19 protein-coding genes are annotated in these 18596 nt (G+C 59.7%); 8 read left to right on the top strand and 11 right to left on the bottom strand.

Annotated features, from left to right (window positions below):
• Positions 1-18: 18 nt before the first annotated feature.
• Together CWC48_RS02490 and CWC48_RS02485 are read right to left on the bottom strand one after the other, a co-directional pair.
• Positions 19-1365 carry a heavy metal sensor histidine kinase gene (locus tag CWC48_RS02490; protein ID WP_100491277.1) on the bottom strand — a complete coding sequence of 449 codons (1347 nt, stop codon included), beginning with the start codon at positions 1363-1365 and terminating at the stop codon, positions 19-21.
• Positions 1362-2042, bottom strand: a complete 681-nt coding sequence (locus CWC48_RS02485) for a heavy metal response regulator transcription factor (protein WP_100491276.1) — start codon at positions 2040-2042, stop codon at positions 1362-1364. The genes CWC48_RS02490 and CWC48_RS02485 overlap by 4 nt, the downstream gene beginning before the upstream one ends.
• Before the next feature lie 155 nt (positions 2043-2197).
• Between CWC48_RS02485 and CWC48_RS02480 the strand changes: the two genes are divergently transcribed.
• Both CWC48_RS02480 and queF read left to right on the top strand, forming a co-directional pair.
• A complete protein-coding gene (locus tag CWC48_RS02480; RefSeq protein ID WP_100491275.1) occupies positions 2198-2710 on the top strand; it encodes a plastocyanin/azurin family copper-binding protein in 513 nt (170 codons plus the stop codon).
• Between the two features lie 69 nt (positions 2711-2779).
• Positions 2780-3610 carry an NADPH-dependent 7-cyano-7-deazaguanine reductase QueF gene (queF, locus tag CWC48_RS02475; RefSeq protein WP_100491274.1) on the top strand — a complete coding sequence of 277 codons (831 nt, stop codon included), beginning with the start codon at positions 2780-2782 and terminating at the stop codon, positions 3608-3610.
• A gap of 136 nt (positions 3611-3746) precedes the next feature.
• Here queF and CWC48_RS02470 read toward each other — a convergent pair whose 3' ends face one another.
• Together CWC48_RS02470 and CWC48_RS02465 are read right to left on the bottom strand one after the other, a co-directional pair.
• Positions 3747-4013, bottom strand: coding sequence for a DUF4404 family protein (locus CWC48_RS02470; protein WP_034102566.1), 267 nt, complete (start codon positions 4011-4013; stop codon positions 3747-3749).
• 110 nt (positions 4014-4123) lie between these two features.
• Complete coding sequence (locus CWC48_RS02465) at positions 4124-4732, bottom strand: phosphatase (protein WP_100491273.1); 609 nt, start codon at positions 4730-4732, stop codon at positions 4124-4126.
• A gap of 195 nt (positions 4733-4927) precedes the next feature.
• Between CWC48_RS02465 and CWC48_RS02460 the strand changes: the two genes are divergently transcribed.
• The gene (locus CWC48_RS02460; protein ID WP_078047447.1) at positions 4928-5617 is read left to right on the top strand and encodes a VacJ family lipoprotein; all 690 of its coding nucleotides are present in this window, start codon (positions 4928-4930) and stop codon (positions 5615-5617) included.
• Between the two features lie 62 nt (positions 5618-5679).
• Here CWC48_RS02460 and CWC48_RS02455 read toward each other — a convergent pair whose 3' ends face one another.
• A complete protein-coding gene (locus CWC48_RS02455; protein ID WP_099494412.1) occupies positions 5680-5976 on the bottom strand; it encodes a PilZ domain-containing protein in 297 nt (98 codons plus the stop codon).
• Positions 5977-6252: 276 nt separating this feature from the next.
• Between CWC48_RS02455 and rssB the strand changes: the two genes are divergently transcribed.
• Together rssB and rssC are read left to right on the top strand one after the other, a co-directional pair.
• Entirely contained in the window at positions 6253-7434 is a 1182-nt protein-coding gene (gene rssB / locus CWC48_RS02445; RefSeq protein WP_100491272.1) for a two-component system response regulator RssB, read from the top strand.
• Positions 7434-7916, top strand: coding sequence for an anti-sigma factor antagonist RssC (rssC, locus tag CWC48_RS02440; protein WP_003172602.1), 483 nt, complete (start codon positions 7434-7436; stop codon positions 7914-7916). Before rssB ends, rssC begins: the two co-directional genes overlap by 1 nt.
• 204 nt (positions 7917-8120) lie before the next feature.
• Here the strand turns inward: rssC and tal are convergent, their stop codons facing one another.
• Positions 8121-9047, bottom strand: coding sequence for a transaldolase (gene tal, locus CWC48_RS02435; protein ID WP_099494413.1), 927 nt, complete (start codon positions 9045-9047; stop codon positions 8121-8123).
• Positions 9048-9512: 465 nt separating this feature from the next.
• On the bottom strand, positions 9513-10499 hold the full coding sequence (gene dusA / locus CWC48_RS02430; RefSeq protein WP_078047451.1) for a tRNA dihydrouridine(20/20a) synthase DusA: 987 nt from the start codon (positions 10497-10499) through the stop codon (positions 9513-9515).
• 250 nt (positions 10500-10749) lie between these two features.
• On the opposite strand from dusA, the gene CWC48_RS02425 reads away from it, so the two are divergent.
• Positions 10750-10971: a hypothetical protein gene (locus tag CWC48_RS02425; RefSeq protein ID WP_078047452.1), complete on the top strand. Its 222-nt coding sequence runs from the start codon at positions 10750-10752 to the stop codon at positions 10969-10971.
• A 135-nt stretch (positions 10972-11106) separates the two neighbouring features.
• Here the strand turns inward: CWC48_RS02425 and CWC48_RS02420 are convergent, their stop codons facing one another.
• From CWC48_RS02420 to CWC48_RS02410, 4 genes are all read right to left on the bottom strand, one after another.
• A complete protein-coding gene (locus CWC48_RS02420; RefSeq protein ID WP_078047453.1) occupies positions 11107-11946 on the bottom strand; it encodes a hypothetical protein in 840 nt (279 codons plus the stop codon).
• A gap of 365 nt (positions 11947-12311) precedes the next feature.
• Positions 12312-12713, bottom strand: coding sequence for a hypothetical protein (locus tag CWC48_RS30495; RefSeq protein ID WP_256581594.1), 402 nt, complete (start codon positions 12711-12713; stop codon positions 12312-12314).
• 56 nt (positions 12714-12769) lie between these two features.
• Entirely contained in the window at positions 12770-12967 is a 198-nt protein-coding gene (locus CWC48_RS30490) for a Wzz/FepE/Etk N-terminal domain-containing protein (RefSeq protein WP_256581593.1), read from the bottom strand.
• A gap of 191 nt (positions 12968-13158) precedes the next feature.
• Positions 13159-14346: an MFS transporter gene (locus tag CWC48_RS02410; RefSeq protein WP_078047454.1), complete on the bottom strand. Its 1188-nt coding sequence runs from the start codon at positions 14344-14346 to the stop codon at positions 13159-13161.
• Positions 14347-14502: 156 nt separating this feature from the next.
• Here CWC48_RS02410 and CWC48_RS02405 point away from each other — a divergent pair, with 156 nt between their 5' ends.
• Positions 14503-17325: an ATP-binding protein gene (locus CWC48_RS02405; protein ID WP_100492493.1), complete on the top strand. Its 2823-nt coding sequence runs from the start codon at positions 14503-14505 to the stop codon at positions 17323-17325.
• Entirely contained in the window at positions 17322-18521 is a 1200-nt protein-coding gene (locus tag CWC48_RS02400; protein ID WP_078047456.1) for an EAL domain-containing protein, read from the top strand. Before CWC48_RS02405 ends, CWC48_RS02400 begins: the two co-directional genes overlap by 4 nt.
• The last annotated feature ends 75 nt before the right edge of the window (positions 18522-18596 follow it).

Here is an 18596-nt window from a genome sequence, read left to right as displayed (position 1 = left end):
AGGCCGGCCCGGCTTGCATCAATCTCCGGTAGGCAACTCAATTACAAATCTTGTCCACCCCGCCTCAGATTCACCATAAATCCTCCCCCCATGCGCCCGCACAATCGACTGGGTAATCGCCAGTCCCAATCCCGCATGTTCACTGCTGCCTTCATGCCGAGCCGGGTCCGCCCGGTAGAACCGATCGAACAACCTCGGTAACAACTGCGTAGGGATACCTTCGCCGGTGTTCTCGACCGTGAGGGTCACGCCGTCTTGCATGCGTACCCGCACTTCACCGCCCGGCGGGGTAAACCGCAGGGCGTTATCAAGCAGGTTCGACAATGCGCGGCGCAACATGCCGCGATCACCCATCGTGTGGGCTGTGCCTTCGCGCACCAGGCTGACTTGGGCGTCGTCGGCCAATAACGCAAAAAACTCCAGCAACGCATCGACTTCATCGGCCAGCGCCAAAGGCTCGCGCTTGGGCATCAGCAACCCATGATCCGCCTTGGCCAGATAGAGCATGTCATTGACCAACTGCGCCATCCATTGCAACTCTTCCAGATTGCTGTGCAGCGCCTCGCGATAATCCTCCAGCGGGCGTGGCTGGGTGAGGATCACCTGGGTCTGGGTGAGCAGGTTCGACAACGGCGTGCGCAGTTCGTGGGCGATGTCGGCGGAGAAGGCCGAAAGGCGTTGGAAGGCATCGTCCAGGCGGCCAAGCATGGCGTTGAAGGTTTGGGCCAGTTCGGCCAGTTCCACTGGCATGTGTTGCTGGGGCAGGCGCTGGGTCAAGGAATGGGCCGACACACTCGCGGCCACTTCCCCCATGCGCCGTAACGGTCGCAAGCCACTGCGGGCGGCCCAGGCGCCGAGCAGGGCGGTGGCCAGGGCTGACAGGCCGACGGTGAGCCAGATCAAATGCTGCATACGCTGCAGGAAGTGCTGGTGGTGGGTGATATCCAGCACTAGGGTCAGCTGTGGCGAGTCCGCTTGGCTTGCCCGCAACGGCGCGTTGTAGACCCGGTAGTCGGTGCCGGCGTTTTGCAGGCTGTGCAGGCCGGGTGCGGTGGGCAGATTGACGCCGGGCGCACCGTCGAACCAACGCTGGCCTTGGGCGGTAATGCGCAGCGCCAGGTCAGGTTGGCGATTGAGCTCGGCGCGCAGTTGGGTTTCACGTTGCGCGAACACCTGTGGCGAGTCGACACCCTGTAAGGTGCTGCGCAGGTTCACCAGCTTGCTGTCGAGTTGTTGCTGGTCCAACTCAATGAAGTGGGCCTCGCTGGCCCGGTTGAACAGCACGCCCGCGATCAGCGAGACCACCGCCGTGCAGGCCGCAAACAGCAACGCCAGGCGGCTGGCCAGGGACAGGCGCTTGATCAATTGACGCGCTCCTCCAGCACATAACCCATGCCGCGTACGGTGTGGATCAGTTTATTCGGGAAGTTGTCGTCGACTTTCAGGCGCAAGCGGCGGATCGCCACTTCGATAATGTTGGTGTCGCTGTCGAAATTCATGTCCCACACCTGGGAGGCGATCAGCGATTTGGGCAGCACTTCGCCTTGGCGGCGCAGCAGCAGTTCGAGCAGGGAGAACTCCTTGGCCGTCAGGTCGATGCGTTGGCCGTCCCGCTCGACACGGCGACGGATCAGGTCCAGGCGCAGGTCGGCCAGTTGCAGCGCGGTTTCCTGCGGCGTGCTGCTGCCACGGCGCAACAGGCTGCGCACGCGCGCCAAGAGCTCGGAGAAGGCGAAGGGTTTGACCAGGTAGTCGTCGGCGCCCAGCTCCAGGCCGTGTACACGGTCTTCCACGGCGTCGCGGGCGGTCAGGAACAGCACCGGGACGTCCAGGCCGGCAGTGCGCACGGCCTGGAGGATCTGCCAGCCATCACGGCCAGGCAGCATCACATCAAGTATCAACAGGTCGTAGTCGCCGGTCAGTGCCAGGTGCTGGCCGCTGGTGCCTTCGGCCACCAGTTCGGTGGTAAAACCCGCCTCCGTCAGGCCCTGGCGCAGGTATTGGCCGGTTTTGAGTTGGTCTTCGACGATCAGCAGTTTCATGGGCAGCTCTTGGCAACGGGTGACGACGGCTTTATACCTTGGGTGTCAGGGCAGGGGGACAACCTGACAAAGTTGTAATCTAGCAGTCAGTTGGCTGGCAGCAGCGCACTCTTAGAGTGTGCCCCAGGTCAGTCAGATATTTTTGGAGAGAAGAGATGGCATTGCGTACACCCCTGTTGCTCGCGGGTTGCCTGCTGGCGTTGAGTTTTGATGCCGTGGCCGATGCTGCACACACCTACGCGTTCGGCGAAGCTGCGCCCGCCAGCAAGGCCACGCGGACCGTAGAAGTGACCCTGCAGGACATTGCCTTTTCGCCCAAGTCCATTGACGTGAAAGCCGGTGAGACAGTGCGCTTTGTGCTCGTCAACAAAGGCCAGTTATTGCACGAATTCAACCTGGGCGACGCGGCGATGCATGCCGAGCACCAGAAGGAAATGCTGCAGATGCAGGCCAGCGGCATGCTTACCGCCACTGGCATGGGCAAGATGGACCACAGCGCCATGGGCCATGGTGCGATGAAACACGACGATCCCAACAGCGTGTTGGTCGAACCCGGCAAAACCGCCGAGCTGACCTGGACGTTCACCAAGGCCACGGGCCTGGAGTTTGCCTGCAACCTTCCAGGGCATTACCAGGCGGGCATGCTCGGCACGCTTAACGTCGATTGATCCGCTGGCGCTTAGGCGCGAGGGCAAAGGCTGGTAGACTGGCGCGGTTTATTTAGCCAGGTTTCCGCCATGCATCCCGCAGCCGAACATTCGCCGCTGGGCAAGTCCAGTGAATACATCTCCACCTACACGCCGTCTTTGCTGTTCCCGATCCCGCGTGCCGCCAAATGGGCCGAACTGGGCCTGAGCGCCGAGACCCTGCCTTACAAGGGCGTGGATTTCTGGAACTGCTTTGAGCTGTCCTGGCTGTTGCCGTCGGGCAAGCCGGTGGTGGCCATCGGCGAATTCAGCATCCCGGCCGACTCGCCGAATATCATCGAGTCGAAGTCGTTCAAGCTGTACCTCAACTCGTTGAACCAGACCGCGTTTGCCGATGCGGCAAGCCTGGAAGCGACCTTGCGCACCGACCTCAGCGCCGCTGCCGGTGCGCCTGTGAGCGTGCGTATCCGCAGCCTGGCCGAGATCGAGGCAGAAGGGGTGATGGCTTTGCCGGGTGTGTGCATTGATGATCTGGATATCAGCGTCAGCAACTACGAGCATCCGCGCCCGGAACTGCTGCGCTGCGATGCCTCGCGCGTGGTCGAGGAAAGCGTGCACAGCCACCTGCTCAAATCCAACTGTCCGGTGACCAGCCAGCCGGACTGGGGCAGTGTGGTGGTGGAATATCGGGGTTCGGCGCTGGATCACGCGAGCCTGCTGGAATACATCGTGAGCTTTCGCCAGCACTCGGACTTCCATGAACAGTGTGTGGAGCGCATCTTCCTGGACTTGCAGCGCTTGCTGAAGCCGGAGACGTTGACGGTGTATGCGCGGTATGTGCGGCGGGGTGGGTTGGATATCAACCCGTACCGCAGTACTGAGGATGTGGCGTTCCAGAATGTGCGGCTGGCTCGCCAGTAGCTATCACGTAAATCAAATGTGGGAGCTGGCTTGCCTGCGATGGTGGTGTATCAGTCACCTGATGGATGACTTAATGATCGCTATCGCAGGCAAGCCAGCTCCCACATTTTGCTTCTGTGCTGGGCGGGGGACTGTATTAGATCCCCATGCTGCCCAGCGTGTTCATGATATTGCGCAATGTTCCGGAAATGACCGGGTGCTCAGCATCGAACTCGATGGCCGCTTGATTGACATCGTCGGAAATACTGGGTGTTTGAGTGGCAGGCTCAAGTTCGAGTTGTAATTCAAACTTGGCAATCAAGGCTTCCAGCGCTTCACGCTTTTCTTCCGACAGCGGCGGTTCCTGTTCCAACTGCCCGCGCAGGATCTCGACCTGTTCTTCCAGTTTTTTGCGATCAGGCATGACGTGTTTCCTTTTATCGATAGGCACTGGCATAGACCGCGGCACGCCGAGAAAGGTCTACGGGCTGACCTGTAGATTAATCCACTGGCGTCGACTGTGCATGATCCGTGTCAGGGCTTCTCGCCTTTAAGCTGGCGCAGGCTGATGTCGGCCAGGCACGTGCCGAGTTCGCCCAGGTGATCGATCACCGAGTGCACCCCCAGCGCGTACAGCGCGAGGGTGGCCTTGCCGCGCTTGAATTCGCGTTCCTGTTCGCTCAGCGCCTGCCATTGTTCGGGCGCCATGCCGCACAGCGAGCCGCAGGAGGCCAGGCCGATGGTCCACAAACCGGCATTGAGGCCTGATTGCAGCAGGCGTGGTTCGCCGCTGACCAACACGCAGCCCTCCAGGCGTTCGATATTCAGTGCCATCAAGGCTTGCCAGCAAGCATGGGGCGCGGGCCAGCGAATGGAGGAGGGCGGCGTGGCCTTGACCCAGTCGGGCAGCGTGGCGGCCAGGGGGGCGGTGACGGCGGGGGGGAGTTCATCCAGCCAGGCGCAGGGCACGCCTTGTTCCTTGAGGCTGCGCAGGATCTTCAGCGCCCCCGGCGTGGCTTGGGAGTCGGGAGAAGGGGAATCGGAGCGTGCCTGGGAACCGAAGTCCACCAGGCAGCCACTCAGGCCAAACAGAACGGCGGTCAAGGCGGGAGCGCTGGCGATGGCTATCTCGGCGTGAGGCATGTCGACATCCCTGAAATAGCGTTAACGCTATCGAGTCGGGATGACAAGCCGATGACAGGATTGTTAATTGTAGGAATTTTGTCCATTTTAGGTCTGACGTTTCCTAGTTGCTGCTTAATTGGCGACTTCCGTCATATACTGACCGCCTTATTCAGGGCATAGCGCCCATGACAGACCATTCAAGGAGCAAAAGCTATGCGCTGGAGCCACTACTTCGCTCAGCTGTCAGTGTGTGCCACTGTCCTGCTGGCCCCGTTTGCCGCGCACGCAGCGTCGGAAGACGACCCGTGGGAAAGTATCAACCGCCCGATTTTCACCTTCAACGATACCGTGGACACCTACGCCCTCAAGCCATTGGCCCAGGGCTATCAGTTTGTAACACCGCAATTCGTCCAGGATGGCGTGCACAACTTCTTCCGCAACATCGGCGATGTCGGCAACCTGGCCAACAACGTGCTGCAGCTCAAACCCCATAATGCCGGTGTCGACACCGCCCGCCTGCTGGTCAACACCACCTTCGGCGTGCTGGGCTTCATCGACGTAGGCACCAAAATGGGGCTGCAACGCAGCGACGAAGACTTTGGCCAGACTCTCGGCTACTGGGGTGTCGGCAGCGGCCCTTACGTGATGCTGCCACTGCTGGGTCCGAGCACCTTGCGTGACGCGCCGTCCAAGTACGTGGACAGCTACACCCAACCGTATCGCTACATGAACGATATCGGCTGGCGCAACAGCACCTTCGGCCTGAACATCGTTGACACCCGTGCCAGCTTGCTCGACAGCGAGAAGCTGATCACCGGTGACAAGTACACCTTTATCCGTAACGCTTACCTGCAGAACCGCGAGTTCAAGGTCAAGGACGGCAAGGTCGTCGACGACTTTTAAGTCGTGACGTTTTGAAATGAAAAAAGGCGACCCTCAGCGGTCGCCTTTTTTGTGCGCGGTGTTCAGCGCATTTTCAGGATCCTGAGGCCCAGGTGCTGGTCGTCACCGCTGGCTTTGGTCCAGACCACCTCGGTGTCCGCCTCCAGGCCCTTGAGGGCGGCGTGCTCCGAATCGATGCGCACGGTCAACAGGTCGCCTACGTTGAACTGGCGAGGCGCCTGCACCTGCATGCCGGAGCTGGACAGGTCTACGCAAACCCCAGCGATCTCCTGGCCTGCGTGGATCAAAGACACATCGGCATCCACACGCATGCGGATGAAATCGCGTTTTTCGGCGTAGTCGCGCTCGTGTTCGCTCATGGGCTTCATCCTTACTTTGTGTTGTGGTCGTGCCTGTTCTTATAACTCCCGGTGATTTGCGGTGTAAAGACGCCCGGCGACCATCGGCATGAGCTTGAAACCCCTCACGGATGGGAGTACCGTCTGCGCCTTAGAAGGGCACCTCTGCTTTACCTTTGTGCATGGGCCAAATCCCAATGCTTTGTAGGACAGAGAGGCTAGAAAGCGAATCCAGTACGTGAGCCCGGCCATTGCCGAGCCGCCTACGCCAACCTAATTCTGGCGCCGTTTGCCCACATGCAAAAAACCAGTGCCACGCTGCTGATAATCGATGACGACGAAGTAGTGCGCGCGAGCCTCGCGGCCTATTTGGAAGACAGTGGCTTCAGCGTCCTGCAGGCCAGTAATGGCCAACAGGGTCTCCAGGTGTTCGAGCGCGACCAGCCCGACCTAGTGATCTGCGACCTGCGCATGCCCCAGATGGGCGGCCTGGAGCTGATTCGCCAGGTGACCGAGCGTGCGCCACAGACGCCGGTGATTGTCGTGTCCGGTGCCGGCGTGATGAACGATGCCGTCGAGGCCCTGCGCCTGGGCGCTGCCGACTACCTGATCAAGCCCCTGGAAGACCTGGCCGTGCTGGAGCACTCGGTGCGCCGCGCGCTGGACCGGGCCCGCCTGCTGGTCGAGAACCAGCGCTACCGCGAAAAGCTCGAAACCGCCAACCGCGAACTCGAAGCCAGCCTGAACCTGCTCCAGGAAGACCAGAATGCCGGTCGCCAGGTGCAGATGAACATGTTGCCGGGCAGCCCGTGGACCATCGACGAATTCAAGTTTGCGCACCAGATCATCCCGTCGCTGTACCTGTCGGGTGATTTTGTCGACTATTTCCGCGTTGATGAGCGCCGGGTGGCGTTCTACCTGGCCGACGTGTCCGGCCACGGCGCTTCTTCAGCGTTTGTCACCGTGTTGTTGAAGTTCATGACCACACGGTTGCTGTTCGAATCCAAACGCAATGGCACCTTGCCGGAGTTCACCCCCTCCGAGGTGCTGGGCCACATCAACCGAGGCCTGATCAGCTGCAAGCTGGGCAAGCACGTGACGATGGTCGGCGGCGTTATTGATGAAGAAACCGGTCTTTTGACCTACAGCATCGGCGGTCACCTGCCGATGCCGGTTTTATACACTCCAGACAGTGTGCGTTATCTGGAAGGGCGTGGTCTGCCGGTGGGCTTGTTCAATGAAGCCACCTACGAAGACCACATCCTGGAACTGCCGCCGACTTTCAGCCTTACGCTGATGTCCGATGGCATCCTGGACCTTCTTCCAGAGCCTACACTCAAAGAGAAAGAAGCTGCCTTGCCCCAAAAGGTCAAGTCGGCGGGCGGCAGCCTGGATGGCCTGCGGCAGGTTTTTGGATTGGCCACGCTAGGGGAGATGCCGGATGATATCGCCCTATTGGTGTTGAGCAGGAATCTTTGATGAGTACCGGAAGAATCCAGTTCGCCGAGCAAGACGGGACCTTCGTCCTGAAGTTTGTCGGTGAAGTGCGCCTGACCTTGTGTTCGGCGCTGGATGCGACGATTGAGCGGATCTTCACAGCCTTGAATTTCTCGGCGATCGTGATCGATCTGACCGAAACCCGCAGCATCGATAGCACCACGCTGGGCCTGTTGGCCAAGCTGTCCATTTTGTCTCGGCAGAAGGTCGGCCTGTTGCCGACTGTCGTCACCACCCACGAAGACATCACTCGGCTGCTGCAGTCCATGGGCTTTGATCAGGTGTTCAACATCGTTGACCGCCCGATCCCCTGCCCGGAATGCTTGACCGACCTGCCGTCCCAGGACCAGTCCGAGGAAGTCGTGCGGGTCAAGGTGCTGGAAGCGCACAAGATCCTGATGGGCTTGAACGAGTCCAACCGCGAAGCCTTCCACGACCTCGTCAACGCGTTAGAGCGCCACTGATCTGCTCGGCTGCTGGAAACCGTCCAATGTGGGAGCTGGCTTGCCTGCGATAGCTGTACGTCAGCCACCTATGTATTGCTGACCCATCGCTATCGCAGGCAAGCCAGCTCCCACAGTTGATCCGAGGTCGGCCTGAGGTACGGGACACAAGCATAAAAAAGGGCGGCACCCGCAAGGGTACCGCCCTTTTTGTCGCCGCCTGCTTTACAGCTTGGCAGTCAACAACGCTTCAAGCTTCTCTTGGTCGCGAGCAAACTGACGAATCCCCTCCGCCAACTTCTCAGTCGCCATCGCATCCTCGTTGGACTCCCAACGGAACTGCGCTTCAGTCAAATGCACACGCGCTTCACCGGCATGGCCTGGTGACAACTTGCGCTCCAGCTTGCCTTCATCGGCCGCCAGCTTCTCCAGCAAGTCGGGGCTGATGGTCAGGCGATCGCAGCCTGCCAGCTCTTCGATCTGGCTCAGGTTGCGGAAGCTCGCACCCATCACCACGGTCTTGTAGCCGTTGGCCTTGTAGTAGTTGTAGATGCGGGTCACCGACTGCACGCCCGGGTCTTCAGCACCGGTGTAGTCGTTGCCATTGGCCTTTTTGTACCAATCGTAGATACGGCCCACGAACGGCGAGATCAGGAACACGCCAGCCTCTGCACACGCCACAGCCTGGGCGAACGAGAACAGCAGGGTCAGGTTGGTCTGGATGCCTTCTTTTTCCAGCTTCTCCGCCGCGCGGATGCCTTCCCAGGTGGAGGCGATCTTGATCAGCACGCGGTCGCGGCCAACGCCGGCTTTGTCGTACAGGTCGATCAGACGGTGCGCACGCTTGAGAATGGCAGCTTCGTCGAATGACAGGCGGGCATCCACCTCGGTGGAAATGCGGCCCGGCACCACTTTGAGGATCTCTTGACCCACCGCCACCGCAAAACGGTCGCTGGCCAGGCCTACGTCACCGTTGCAGTCCTTTACGGCTTCGTCCAGCAGATTGGCATAGCCTGGGATCGAAGCGGCCTTGAGCAGCAGGGAAGGGTTGGTGGTGGCGTCTTGCGGCTTGAGCTTGGCGAGGGTAGAAAAATCGCCGGTATCGGCTACGACAGTGGTGAATTGCTTGAGTTGTTCCAGCTTGGAAGTCATGGGCGTGCTCTGTCCTGTGGGTCTGATGACATTACCCGAGCGCCGACAGGCGCTCAAGGGCGCAAATGCGTTCGATCGTTTGCGAGGGCAATAACGTGAAAACAGCCGTTTGAATCACCGGCCTTGGTGCTAGATAGGAGGCCAAAACGGGCAGCAGGTTCAACCCAATTCGAGCTGCTGTAGGCGCTGGCTTGTCAGCGATGAGCATAGGTACCTACATAGCTCTGGGTACGGCGCCGGATCTGTGGAGAGTAAGCTCTTCCCCGCCGTCGGCCTGACACACACGACCGCTATCTATGTGTTGCCCCGCAATCCAAATGTGGGAGCTGGCTTGCCTGCGAAGGCGGCCTGACAGCCGACCGCTATCTATCTGTTGCCCTGCAATCCAAATGTGGTTGCTTCAGAATCGTGTAGATACCTACGCAGCGATGAGCGCAGGCAGCCCACCCAATCGTCAACCGCAACTCACCGCCCTTCCAACAACGCCCCAGCCTGATCCAGCAACGCCAACGGATCACTCGCCTTGTGAATATCCACCGACAACAACTGCCTGAACTTGCGCGCCCCTGGGAAACCGGTGCCCAGCCCCAGGATGTGCCGAGTGATATGGTGCATCGAACCACCGGTCGCCAAATGCTGCGCAATATAAGGCCGCAATTGCACCAACGCCTCCGCCCGACTGATCACCGGCGCGTCACTGCCAAACAGTTGCTGATCCACCTCCGCCAGCAGATACGGATTGTGATAAGCCTCCCGGCCCAGCATCACGCCATCAAACGTCTGCAAATGCACATGGCACTGCTCCAGCGTCTTGATCCCGCCGTTAAGCACTATCTCCAACTCCGGAAAGTCCCGCTTCAACTGCGCTGCCACGTCATAGCGCAGCGGCGGAATGTCGCGATTCTCCTTCGGCGACAACCCCTCCAGAATCGCGATCCGCGCATGCACGGTAAAACTGGTGCAACCCGCGTCCTTGACTGTCCCGACGAAATCACACAGCTCGGCATAACTGTCCCGCCCATTGATTCCGATGCGATGCTTCACCGTCACCGGAATCGACACCGCATCGCGCATTGCCTTCACACACTCCGCCACCAACGCCGGGTGCGCCATCAGGATCGCGCCGATCATATTGTTCTGCACGCGGTCGCTGGGGCAGCCGACGTTCAGGTTCACTTCGTCGTAACCAGCCGCTTCGGCCATACGCGCGCACGCGGCCAGGTCGGCGGGGACACTACCGCCCAATTGCAGTGCAAGCGGGTGCTCGGCTTCGTTGTGGCGCAAGAAGCGGTCGTGGTCGCCGTGCAGGATCGCGCCGGTGGTGACCATCTCGGTGTAGAGCAGGGCGTGCTTGGAGAGCAGACGCAGGAAGTACCGGCAGTGGCGGTCGGTCCAATCCATCATCGGGGCAACGGAGAAGCGGCGGCAGAGTGGGGCGGTGTGTAGGGGCATGGGGGATCTGAGTTAGCGAGGCGAATGGGGCGCAGTTTATCAGGGATGGGTGTTGGGTGCCGGGGGTGTGCGCTGCGTTTCTCACCTCTTCGCCCGGCGTTGCCGAGCATTCCGCCCAGACGCCTTCCCCAAGCGTCAACCTGAACCAACCCTGTCACTCAGCAAAATTTCATGATTCCCAACGGCCCTGAGGCCTACGATCACTCTTAATAGGGGCCCCTCGCGCCTCCAGCCCACAGGGAATTGAACAATGATCTCGAATCTCGTCAAAGTCGTGATGATCGCCGGCGCGTTGCTGTTGAGTGCGTGTTCGTCGGGGTCGTCGGGTGTGAGCAGCGACCCTTGTTTCACTGGGGGATGCCAGGCGTTCGGCGACCATAGCCCTGGTAAGGCGGCCAAGATGAGTTTTGGCGGCAGTGGGTTGGGCAGCAGTTATGGGGAGTATGGGTCGGGGTTGTTGCATGATGACTGATTAAGCATGGGGCTGCTGCGCAGCCCAACGCGGGGCAGCCCGCTCACCACAAAGGGGAGGGGGTTTAGGCTTTGGCCTGGGCAAGCACAGGTAGATGCCCAAGCTCACGCCATGATGGATCTCGCCAGTGGGGGGTTAGCGGGCAGTGACCGTGCCTCTATGGAATATCTCGCGTCGAGCGCGGCGGCTGATGTTTTCGTGTTTGCTCAGCGCATAGAGTTCATCAAAACGACTGCGATCAATCCCTTCATAGTTGCCCAATGCGTCCATGACCATCTGATCGTAATCCTGCTCGATCACGAACCGGAAAATTTCCCGCCGATAGAAAAAACCAAACTGAAAGGCCAGCACCTCGCTCAAGTGTTCGGTCGGGCTGAGGAAGCAGTTTTCCAGGTCGATGGCTTTGGTGTGCTCGGGTTGCGCCAGGTTGACCATCACATTGTTGGCCCAGAAATCCATGTGCACGACACCCTTGCCGTGCAGGGCATGCAGTAATTTGAATGACACGGTGATCAGGCTGCGGATGTCGCGCTTTTGCTTGAGCCATTCCAGTCCGTTGAGGTAGCCGTCGAGCAGCTCGGTGAAGATGAAGAATTCCTGGATCAGGCCAAACACCGACTTTCTGTAGCCGAAACCATACAGGCTGGCGACAGGAGCGCCGCGTTTGTGTGCGGTGTAGGTGTTGAGAACTTCTTCGACCGGCCAGTCGAACGTGCCGTCGCGCTTGGAGCGGCCGAACGTGACGCGCAGTTTGGGCCGGAGGCTATCGAGTGGTTGGGATTTGGCGAACAGGTCGTTCTCCATCCCTTTCAGCGGGGCGCTGACGCGGTCTGTCAGTTGGTAGCGCGTGTCGATCAGGTTCTGAATCGCTTGCTGGGTGCTGTCGTCAGCGCCTTGCGTAGTGAAGACCGTAGCGTTGCGATGGGTGAGTGTCGATGGGAAGCTCTTTAGCACGCAGCTGTCGGGAAAGCTCAAAACACATCCTTGTCATTCATAAATATGACAAATATGTTACAGGTTGGCGGCATTGGATCCAACCTGAACCTTTCCTGAACGGAAATTAAATAAGGGCGTCAATCGCCTTTTTTTTCTTGATTCGGCTTGAGCGTCCTGAGTCATTTCGATTGTGGGCGAATGGTGTGTGGGTCAATTTCAGCAAAAAATTACCGTGAAAAATATCAGGCATGGTGCCCTAATGGCTTAGGGCTATTATGTTAATTTCGTAAGTACTCTTGATGAAAACAACCTTTTTCGCGAAATTGTTTATTGTTTTTATTGCTTCCCTGCTGGTCTGCGTTGTTTATTTTCTTATCTATGAGTTCCCGTGGCGTTGTTCATGCTCAGTGTGACTGTTTGTATTGTCGAATGAAGAACCTGTCGAGTACGAAGACACTGCCTAAAACCAGTCCTAAAAAGGCACCCATAAAGGCAAACTTTTTGGTGCTTTTATTCGTGGAGGTATTTACATCATCAAGCGTGTTGAATGCTTTTAGCGTATTGCCTGCGGCCACTGCTGGCAGGTTAAGCGCTACCGCTTCGGTGTTGGCAATATCCATGGCGGATTTCAGCTGGGCAGACGCCGCCGCTGCCGTCGTTGCGGTGGTTGATGCAACATACAGGACTGGCTCATTCCCACCCGATTTAGGTGGAGCGTCTTTCAAGGTAACGGATTTGGCTGCCATCACACCCATGGCAGAGTAGAAAATATCATTCTGTATGGTGCTGTACAGCTTGGTTTCCAATGACAGTGGACTGGCTTTGGCTGGCGCATCCTTTTCATTGATTTCTTTATATAAGCTTAGAGCGACGGTTTGGTGATGTAAGTGCTGGCAGTCCACTGTTCAGGCGAAGTTGCAGAAAGGGCCAGAGAAGCAACAGTGCCCACTGCGGTGGTTACAATAACTGTAATCTTGCTATGCCACAGAGCTTGAACAAGTGGTATCAGATCGATTTCATCATCATTGGAACGGACGTTTGAATTCGTTGGACTGCTCACGAAAAATTCCTTTATTTGCATTCTCAAATTGTAGAGAAAAAACACAATGCGCCCATGTAAAAGTACGCTTTGTATTAGATGCAAATAGTTTTTGCCTGGTGGGTTCGGCGGGCCTCTCTTATAGAGTTGCGCCGACCCACTCCACCTGCCGTAGGATCATTCCTGCGATGCATTCATTCAGATACCGCCGCTCAATGCCCGCCGTGCATTCTCCGTGCGATGAGATAAACGCCGAGCCCCACCAACGCCGTCACCGCACCGATGTATCCGGTACTCGTCCATCCCAACCCAGCCGTGATCGCCATCCCGCCAAACCACGGGCCCAGCGCGTTCGCCAAGTTGAACGCGGCATGGTTGGAAGCCGCCGCCAGGCTAGGGGCTTCGTGGGCGATATCCATCAAGCGGATCTGCAACGGCGCTGCCAACGACACCATGGTGCCGACCAGCCCGATGCCAAGCAGCACGCTCCACAGCGACCCTGCGGCAAACGGGAAGAACACCAGCACCGCCATCGACCACACCAGGATCAAGCCGACTGCGCGGAATTGCATACGGTCAAACAGCTTGCCCCCGGCGATATTGCCGATAATCCCACCGACGCCAAACGCGGCCAGGCCAAACGGAATCCACTGGGGCGACACTTTGGTCACTTCGAGCATGGTCGGCGCCAGGTAGCTGAATACGCAGAACATGCCCGCAAAGCCGATGGCACCAATGGCCAGGGCCATCCACACCTGCGGCTTGGTAAAAGCCCGCAGTTCCTTGCGCGGGTCGCTGCGCTGTTCGTCTTGGCGGTGGGGCACGAACTGCCAGACCAAGGCGATGGTGCACAGGGCAATTACGCTTACCAACGCGAACGCCGAGCGCCAGCCCAGGTGCTGGCCCAGGAAAGTGGCGATGGGGTTGCCGAGTAGCATGGCTAACGTCAGTCCCATCATCACCCGTGCTACGGCGCCGGCGCGTTTATCGTTGGGCACCATGCTGGAGGCGACCACCGCAGCAATACCGAAGTAGGCACCGTGGGGCAGGCCGCTGATAAAGCGGAACGCCACCAGCGAGCCGAAGGTCGGCGTGAACGCAGTGGCCAGGTTACCCAGGGCATACAGCCCCATCAGTAACAACAGCATGTGTTTGCGCAGCAGCTTGGCGCCGAGGATCGCCAGCAGTGGCGCGCCGACCATCACGCCCAGGGCGTAGGCGCTGATAGCGTGGCCGACCTGGGGTTCGCTTAAGCCGAGGTTTTGGGCAATGTCGGGCATCAAGCCCATGATGGCGAATTCGCCAGTGCCGATAGCGAAAGCACCCACGGCCATGGCCGCTTCCATTTTGGCGGCACTGCGCGCGGGCAGCACGTGCCCGGGAGTTTGGTGGATAGACATGGATCGCTCTGTTGAGATGGATAACACGAAGGAGAGCCGCCGATGCTACGCACGCAGCGGCGAACCTGTCTAGAACAGCGATTTACGGCAGAGTTCAACGGCGCTTTGAGATCCGTCTTATTCTCCGGCTCGCATGCGCGCCGTACGCTTGCGATGATGAAACTCAAACATTTCCTGCAACCTCTCGACTCGTCCTTCTCCACGCCCAAAGCGGCCCGCAAGCTGTTGCGCCTGTTCGCCCTGGCGTTGGTGCTGGGTGTGTACGCGGGCGCCTACAGCTATTTGCGCGCCGCGCTCAGCGAGGAGATTTCGTTGCGGCGCAGCTATATGAATGAGGCGGTTTCCGATGCCCAGAGTTTCTTTGTCAGCCGCCAGACGCTGCTGAAAAGCCTGGGCCTGTCGACGGTGCGGCATGTGACGGCGCCCGTGGGCAACCTCAATAACGTGCCCGCCGAAGAGGTGCATATTACCCTGGGCGAGGCGGGCAATATCTGGAGCCTGTGGCTGACCCGGCGCATGCTCGACTATCTGGAGGCCAATCAGGTCAATCTGATTTATGTGGCCCAGCGTGCCGAGCCTGGGGTGGAACGCTTGTATACCGTCGGCCCTGCACCGCAGTCTGTGCCACAGACGGTGTTGCAGCGGCTGATGGCGGTGGATACCGGCAACGAGTCGCTCAGCGATGAGCTGTGGCTCACCGAGCAAAGCCGGCAGGATTCGCCGCTGTATATCTTTACGCGTCTGGACGAGCGCAGCCCTGCCTCGGGTTGGCTCGGCCTGGAAGTGGACGCCCCCGACCTGATCAACGCCCTGCAGCATGAAAAAGCCGGGGACTTCATGTTGCTCGACGGCACGGGCCAACTGATTTTCAGCAGTACGCCCCAGCAACCATCGGCGGCGACGGCGCTGCACCAGTATCACGCCACGGCCTGTTTCGGCTGGGAGGGCAGTCGCTGGTTGCCGGACCGCCTGGCCATCCGCAAACACTTGGGTTTTTCCCAATGGCAGATCGTCTACAGCCTCGAGCTGGGTTCGTTGTTGCCCAGCCTGGCCGTGCCGATGCTGGTGTGCCTGCTGCTGTGCGTGCTGGTGAGCGTGTTGATGGTGCGCCTGGTACGACGTATCGATCAGCGATTGATCATCCCGGCGGCCAATCGCATTGAAGCCTTGGTGGAAAGCGAGGCATTCAGCAGCGCAGTGATTCGTATCGCGCCTGTTGCCCTGTGCGTACTGCGCCGCAGTGACGGCGAGGTGGTGCTGGAAAACCCCCTGTCGCGCCAATGGCTGGGCAATGCTCGGGAACGCGAGCAACTGTGTCACGACTGGATTCGCCGGGCCTTTCACGCCGCCGAACAAAGCAACACCGAAGAACTGCAAATGGCCGACGGCCGCCACTTGTTCCTGAGTTTCGCACCCACCCGCTACCAGCGTGAAGAAGTGTTGATTTGCGCGTTCAGCGATATCAGCGAGCGCAAGCAGGTGGAGCTGGCCTTGCAGCAGGCACGCACCCTGGCGGATGCGGCCAATGAGGCCAAGACCTTGTTCCTGGCCACCATGAGCCATGAAATCCGTACGCCCTTGTACGGTGTGTTGGGCACCCTGGAATTGCTCGCCCGCACCGACCTCAACAGCCAGCAGCGTGGCTACCTGAATGCCATCGAGGGCTCGTCGGCGAATCTGCTGCAATTGATCTGCGATGTGTTGGATGTGTCGAAAATCGAGGCGGGGCAACTGTCCCTCGAACTCAGCGTGTTTTCCCCGCTGGAGTTGGTGCAAGAGGTGATTCAAGGGTATGCGGGAGCGGCCCAGAGCAAGGGTTTGCAGTTGTTTGCCTGCCTCGACCCGCAACTGCCGGACCATGTGCGAGGCGACGTCACGCGTATCCGCCAGATTCTCAATAACCTGCTCAACAACGCGCTGAAGTTCACCGAGAGCGGGCGCATCGTATTGCGCTTGCGCCTGGAGAGCCGCGAAGGCGAGCGCGCCCTGTTGCAGTGGCAAGTGGTCGACACCGGCAAGGGGATTGCCGCGCACGACCAGCAGTACCTGTTCGAGCCTTTTTTCCAGGCCAGTGGCAATGCCAATGTGGTCGCGGGCACCGGCCTTGGGCTGTCAATCTGCAAGCGCCTGGTGCACTTGATGAACGGCACGCTGCGCGTGGTCAGCGAGCCAGGGCTGGGCAGCAGTTTTACCTTCACCCTGCCGCTGGAACAGGTTGACGAGTACGCCGATGAGCCGTGGGCGTTGCCGTTGCTGGGCGAGCGGGTCTACGTGGTGTCGCCGGTGCGCGAGTTGGCCGAGAGCATGGGCGGCTGGTTGCGACGCTGGGGCGCACGGGCGCAATTGGGTGTCCCGCACTCGGCCGAGGCCGATCCCGGCGCGGTGCTGGTTGAGCTCTATCCCGGCCCGGTCGATCCGGGCCAACGGCTGCATTGGGGTGGCCCGCGGGTGATAGTGGGCACCGATGAGCATGGCGTCTACCCAGGGCCCGTGGCCTGCTGGCAGATCGGCTTGAACAACCTGCAGGCCCTCAATCGCGCGGTCAGCCGGGCACAGGGCATCGAGGAAAACCGTTCGCCCATCCCCTGCGAGGCACCGGCCGAGATCAACCTCAACCTGCGCCTGCTGGTGGCCGAAGACAACCTGATCAACCAGTTGATCCTGCGTGATCAACTCGAAGAACTTGGCTGCACGGTGGTGCTCGCCGGCGACGGCATTGAAGCCCTCTCGCTGTGGGGCGAAACCGCGTTCGACATGATCCTCACCGACGTCAACATGCCGCGCATGAATGGCTACGAACTCACCGAGCAACTGCGCCGCCTGGGATGCTCGCTGCCGATCATCGGCGCTACCGCCAATGCCATGCTCGATGAAGCCGAGCGCTGTCTCAATGCGGGCATGGACCACTGCCTGGTCAAGCCCTTCACCCTGCGCGCGCTCTACCAGTGCCTGCAGCCTTACCAGAGGAGCGTGGTTTGAGTGCCTATCGCGTGCTCATCGTGGAGGACCATCCCTTTCAACATGAGTACCTGATCAACGTGTTCCAGGCCATCGGCGGCTTTGACGTCGACGTGGTGTGGGACGGCGCGAGCGCGTTGCAGCGCCTGGCCCGCCAGCGCTACGACCTGCTGCTCAGCGACTTGATGATGCCGGGGATGGACGGCGTGCAATTGATCCAGCAACTGGCGCACCTTAAAGCCCCACCGGCCCTGGCGCTGATGAGTGTGGCCTCGCGACGCATGCTCGTTGGTGCCGGTCAGGTCGCGGGGAACCTGGGCCTGACCGTCGCCGGGTTGATCTCCAAACCGGTGCGCGAGCCCCAGGTGCGCACCCTGCGCGATTGCCTCGACAAACTCGCCGAACAGGCGCGCGCGCCGTGCTGTCATCGCGGCGTCAGCCTGCCACGGGAGAACCTGGTACGCGCCTTGGCCAACGGAGAGATCCAGGCCTGGTTCCAGCCAAAAAAGTCGTTGCAGGACGGGCGCATTGTCGGCGCCGAAGCCCTGGCGCGTTGGGTCCACCCGGTGGAGGGGCTGTTGATGCCGGGTGAGTTCCTGGGCGAAATCGAACGCCTGGGCCTGGAAACCCAACTGCTGACCTGCATCCTCGCCCAGACCCTGACGGCCCAGGCCCAGTGGGCGCAACTCGGCTACCGGCTGCCGGTATCGATCAACCTGCCTACCCATCTGCTCGACCAGTGCGACCTGGTCGACCGTCTGCTGGCCCAGGTTCAGCACCGGGATGCCGAGCCCCGGCAAATCACCTTCGAATTGATGGAAAGCTCCACCACACAGTTGTCCAGTAACTACTACGCTGGAGCATGCCGCTTGCGCATGATGGGTTTCGGCTTGGCGCAGGACGATTTTGGCAAGGGTTTCAGTTCCTACTTCAACCTGGTCTCCACGCCGTTCAATGAAGTGAAGATCGACCGCTCGCTGGTGCATGGCTGTGCAGAAAATGAAAGCCTGGCCTCCGCCTTGCAAAGCATCGTCGAACTGGGCCGCAAGCTGGGGCTGACCACCATTGCCGAAGGCGCCGAAACCCAGGCGGAACTGGCGGTATTGCGGCGAATTCGCTGCGACCAGGTGCAAGGCTTCCTGATTTCTCAAGGGGTTGCCGCGGATAAATTCAGTGCGTTGCTGATAGAAGATGGCCCTGCGCCAGCACTTATCTGAGCGGCCAGGGTCACACACTCAAGAAGCCCGAAGGAAGGGTCGCCCGGTCAGCCGGGCGTTATTGGCCAATGCCGG

Source organism: Pseudomonas sp. S10E 269 (genome assembly GCF_002798465.1).
GTDB lineage: Bacteria > Pseudomonadota > Gammaproteobacteria > Pseudomonadales > Pseudomonadaceae > Aquipseudomonas > Aquipseudomonas pergaminensis.
The sequence above is the reverse complement of the archived record's forward strand: the minus strand, read 5'-3'. Positions and strand labels throughout refer to the sequence as shown.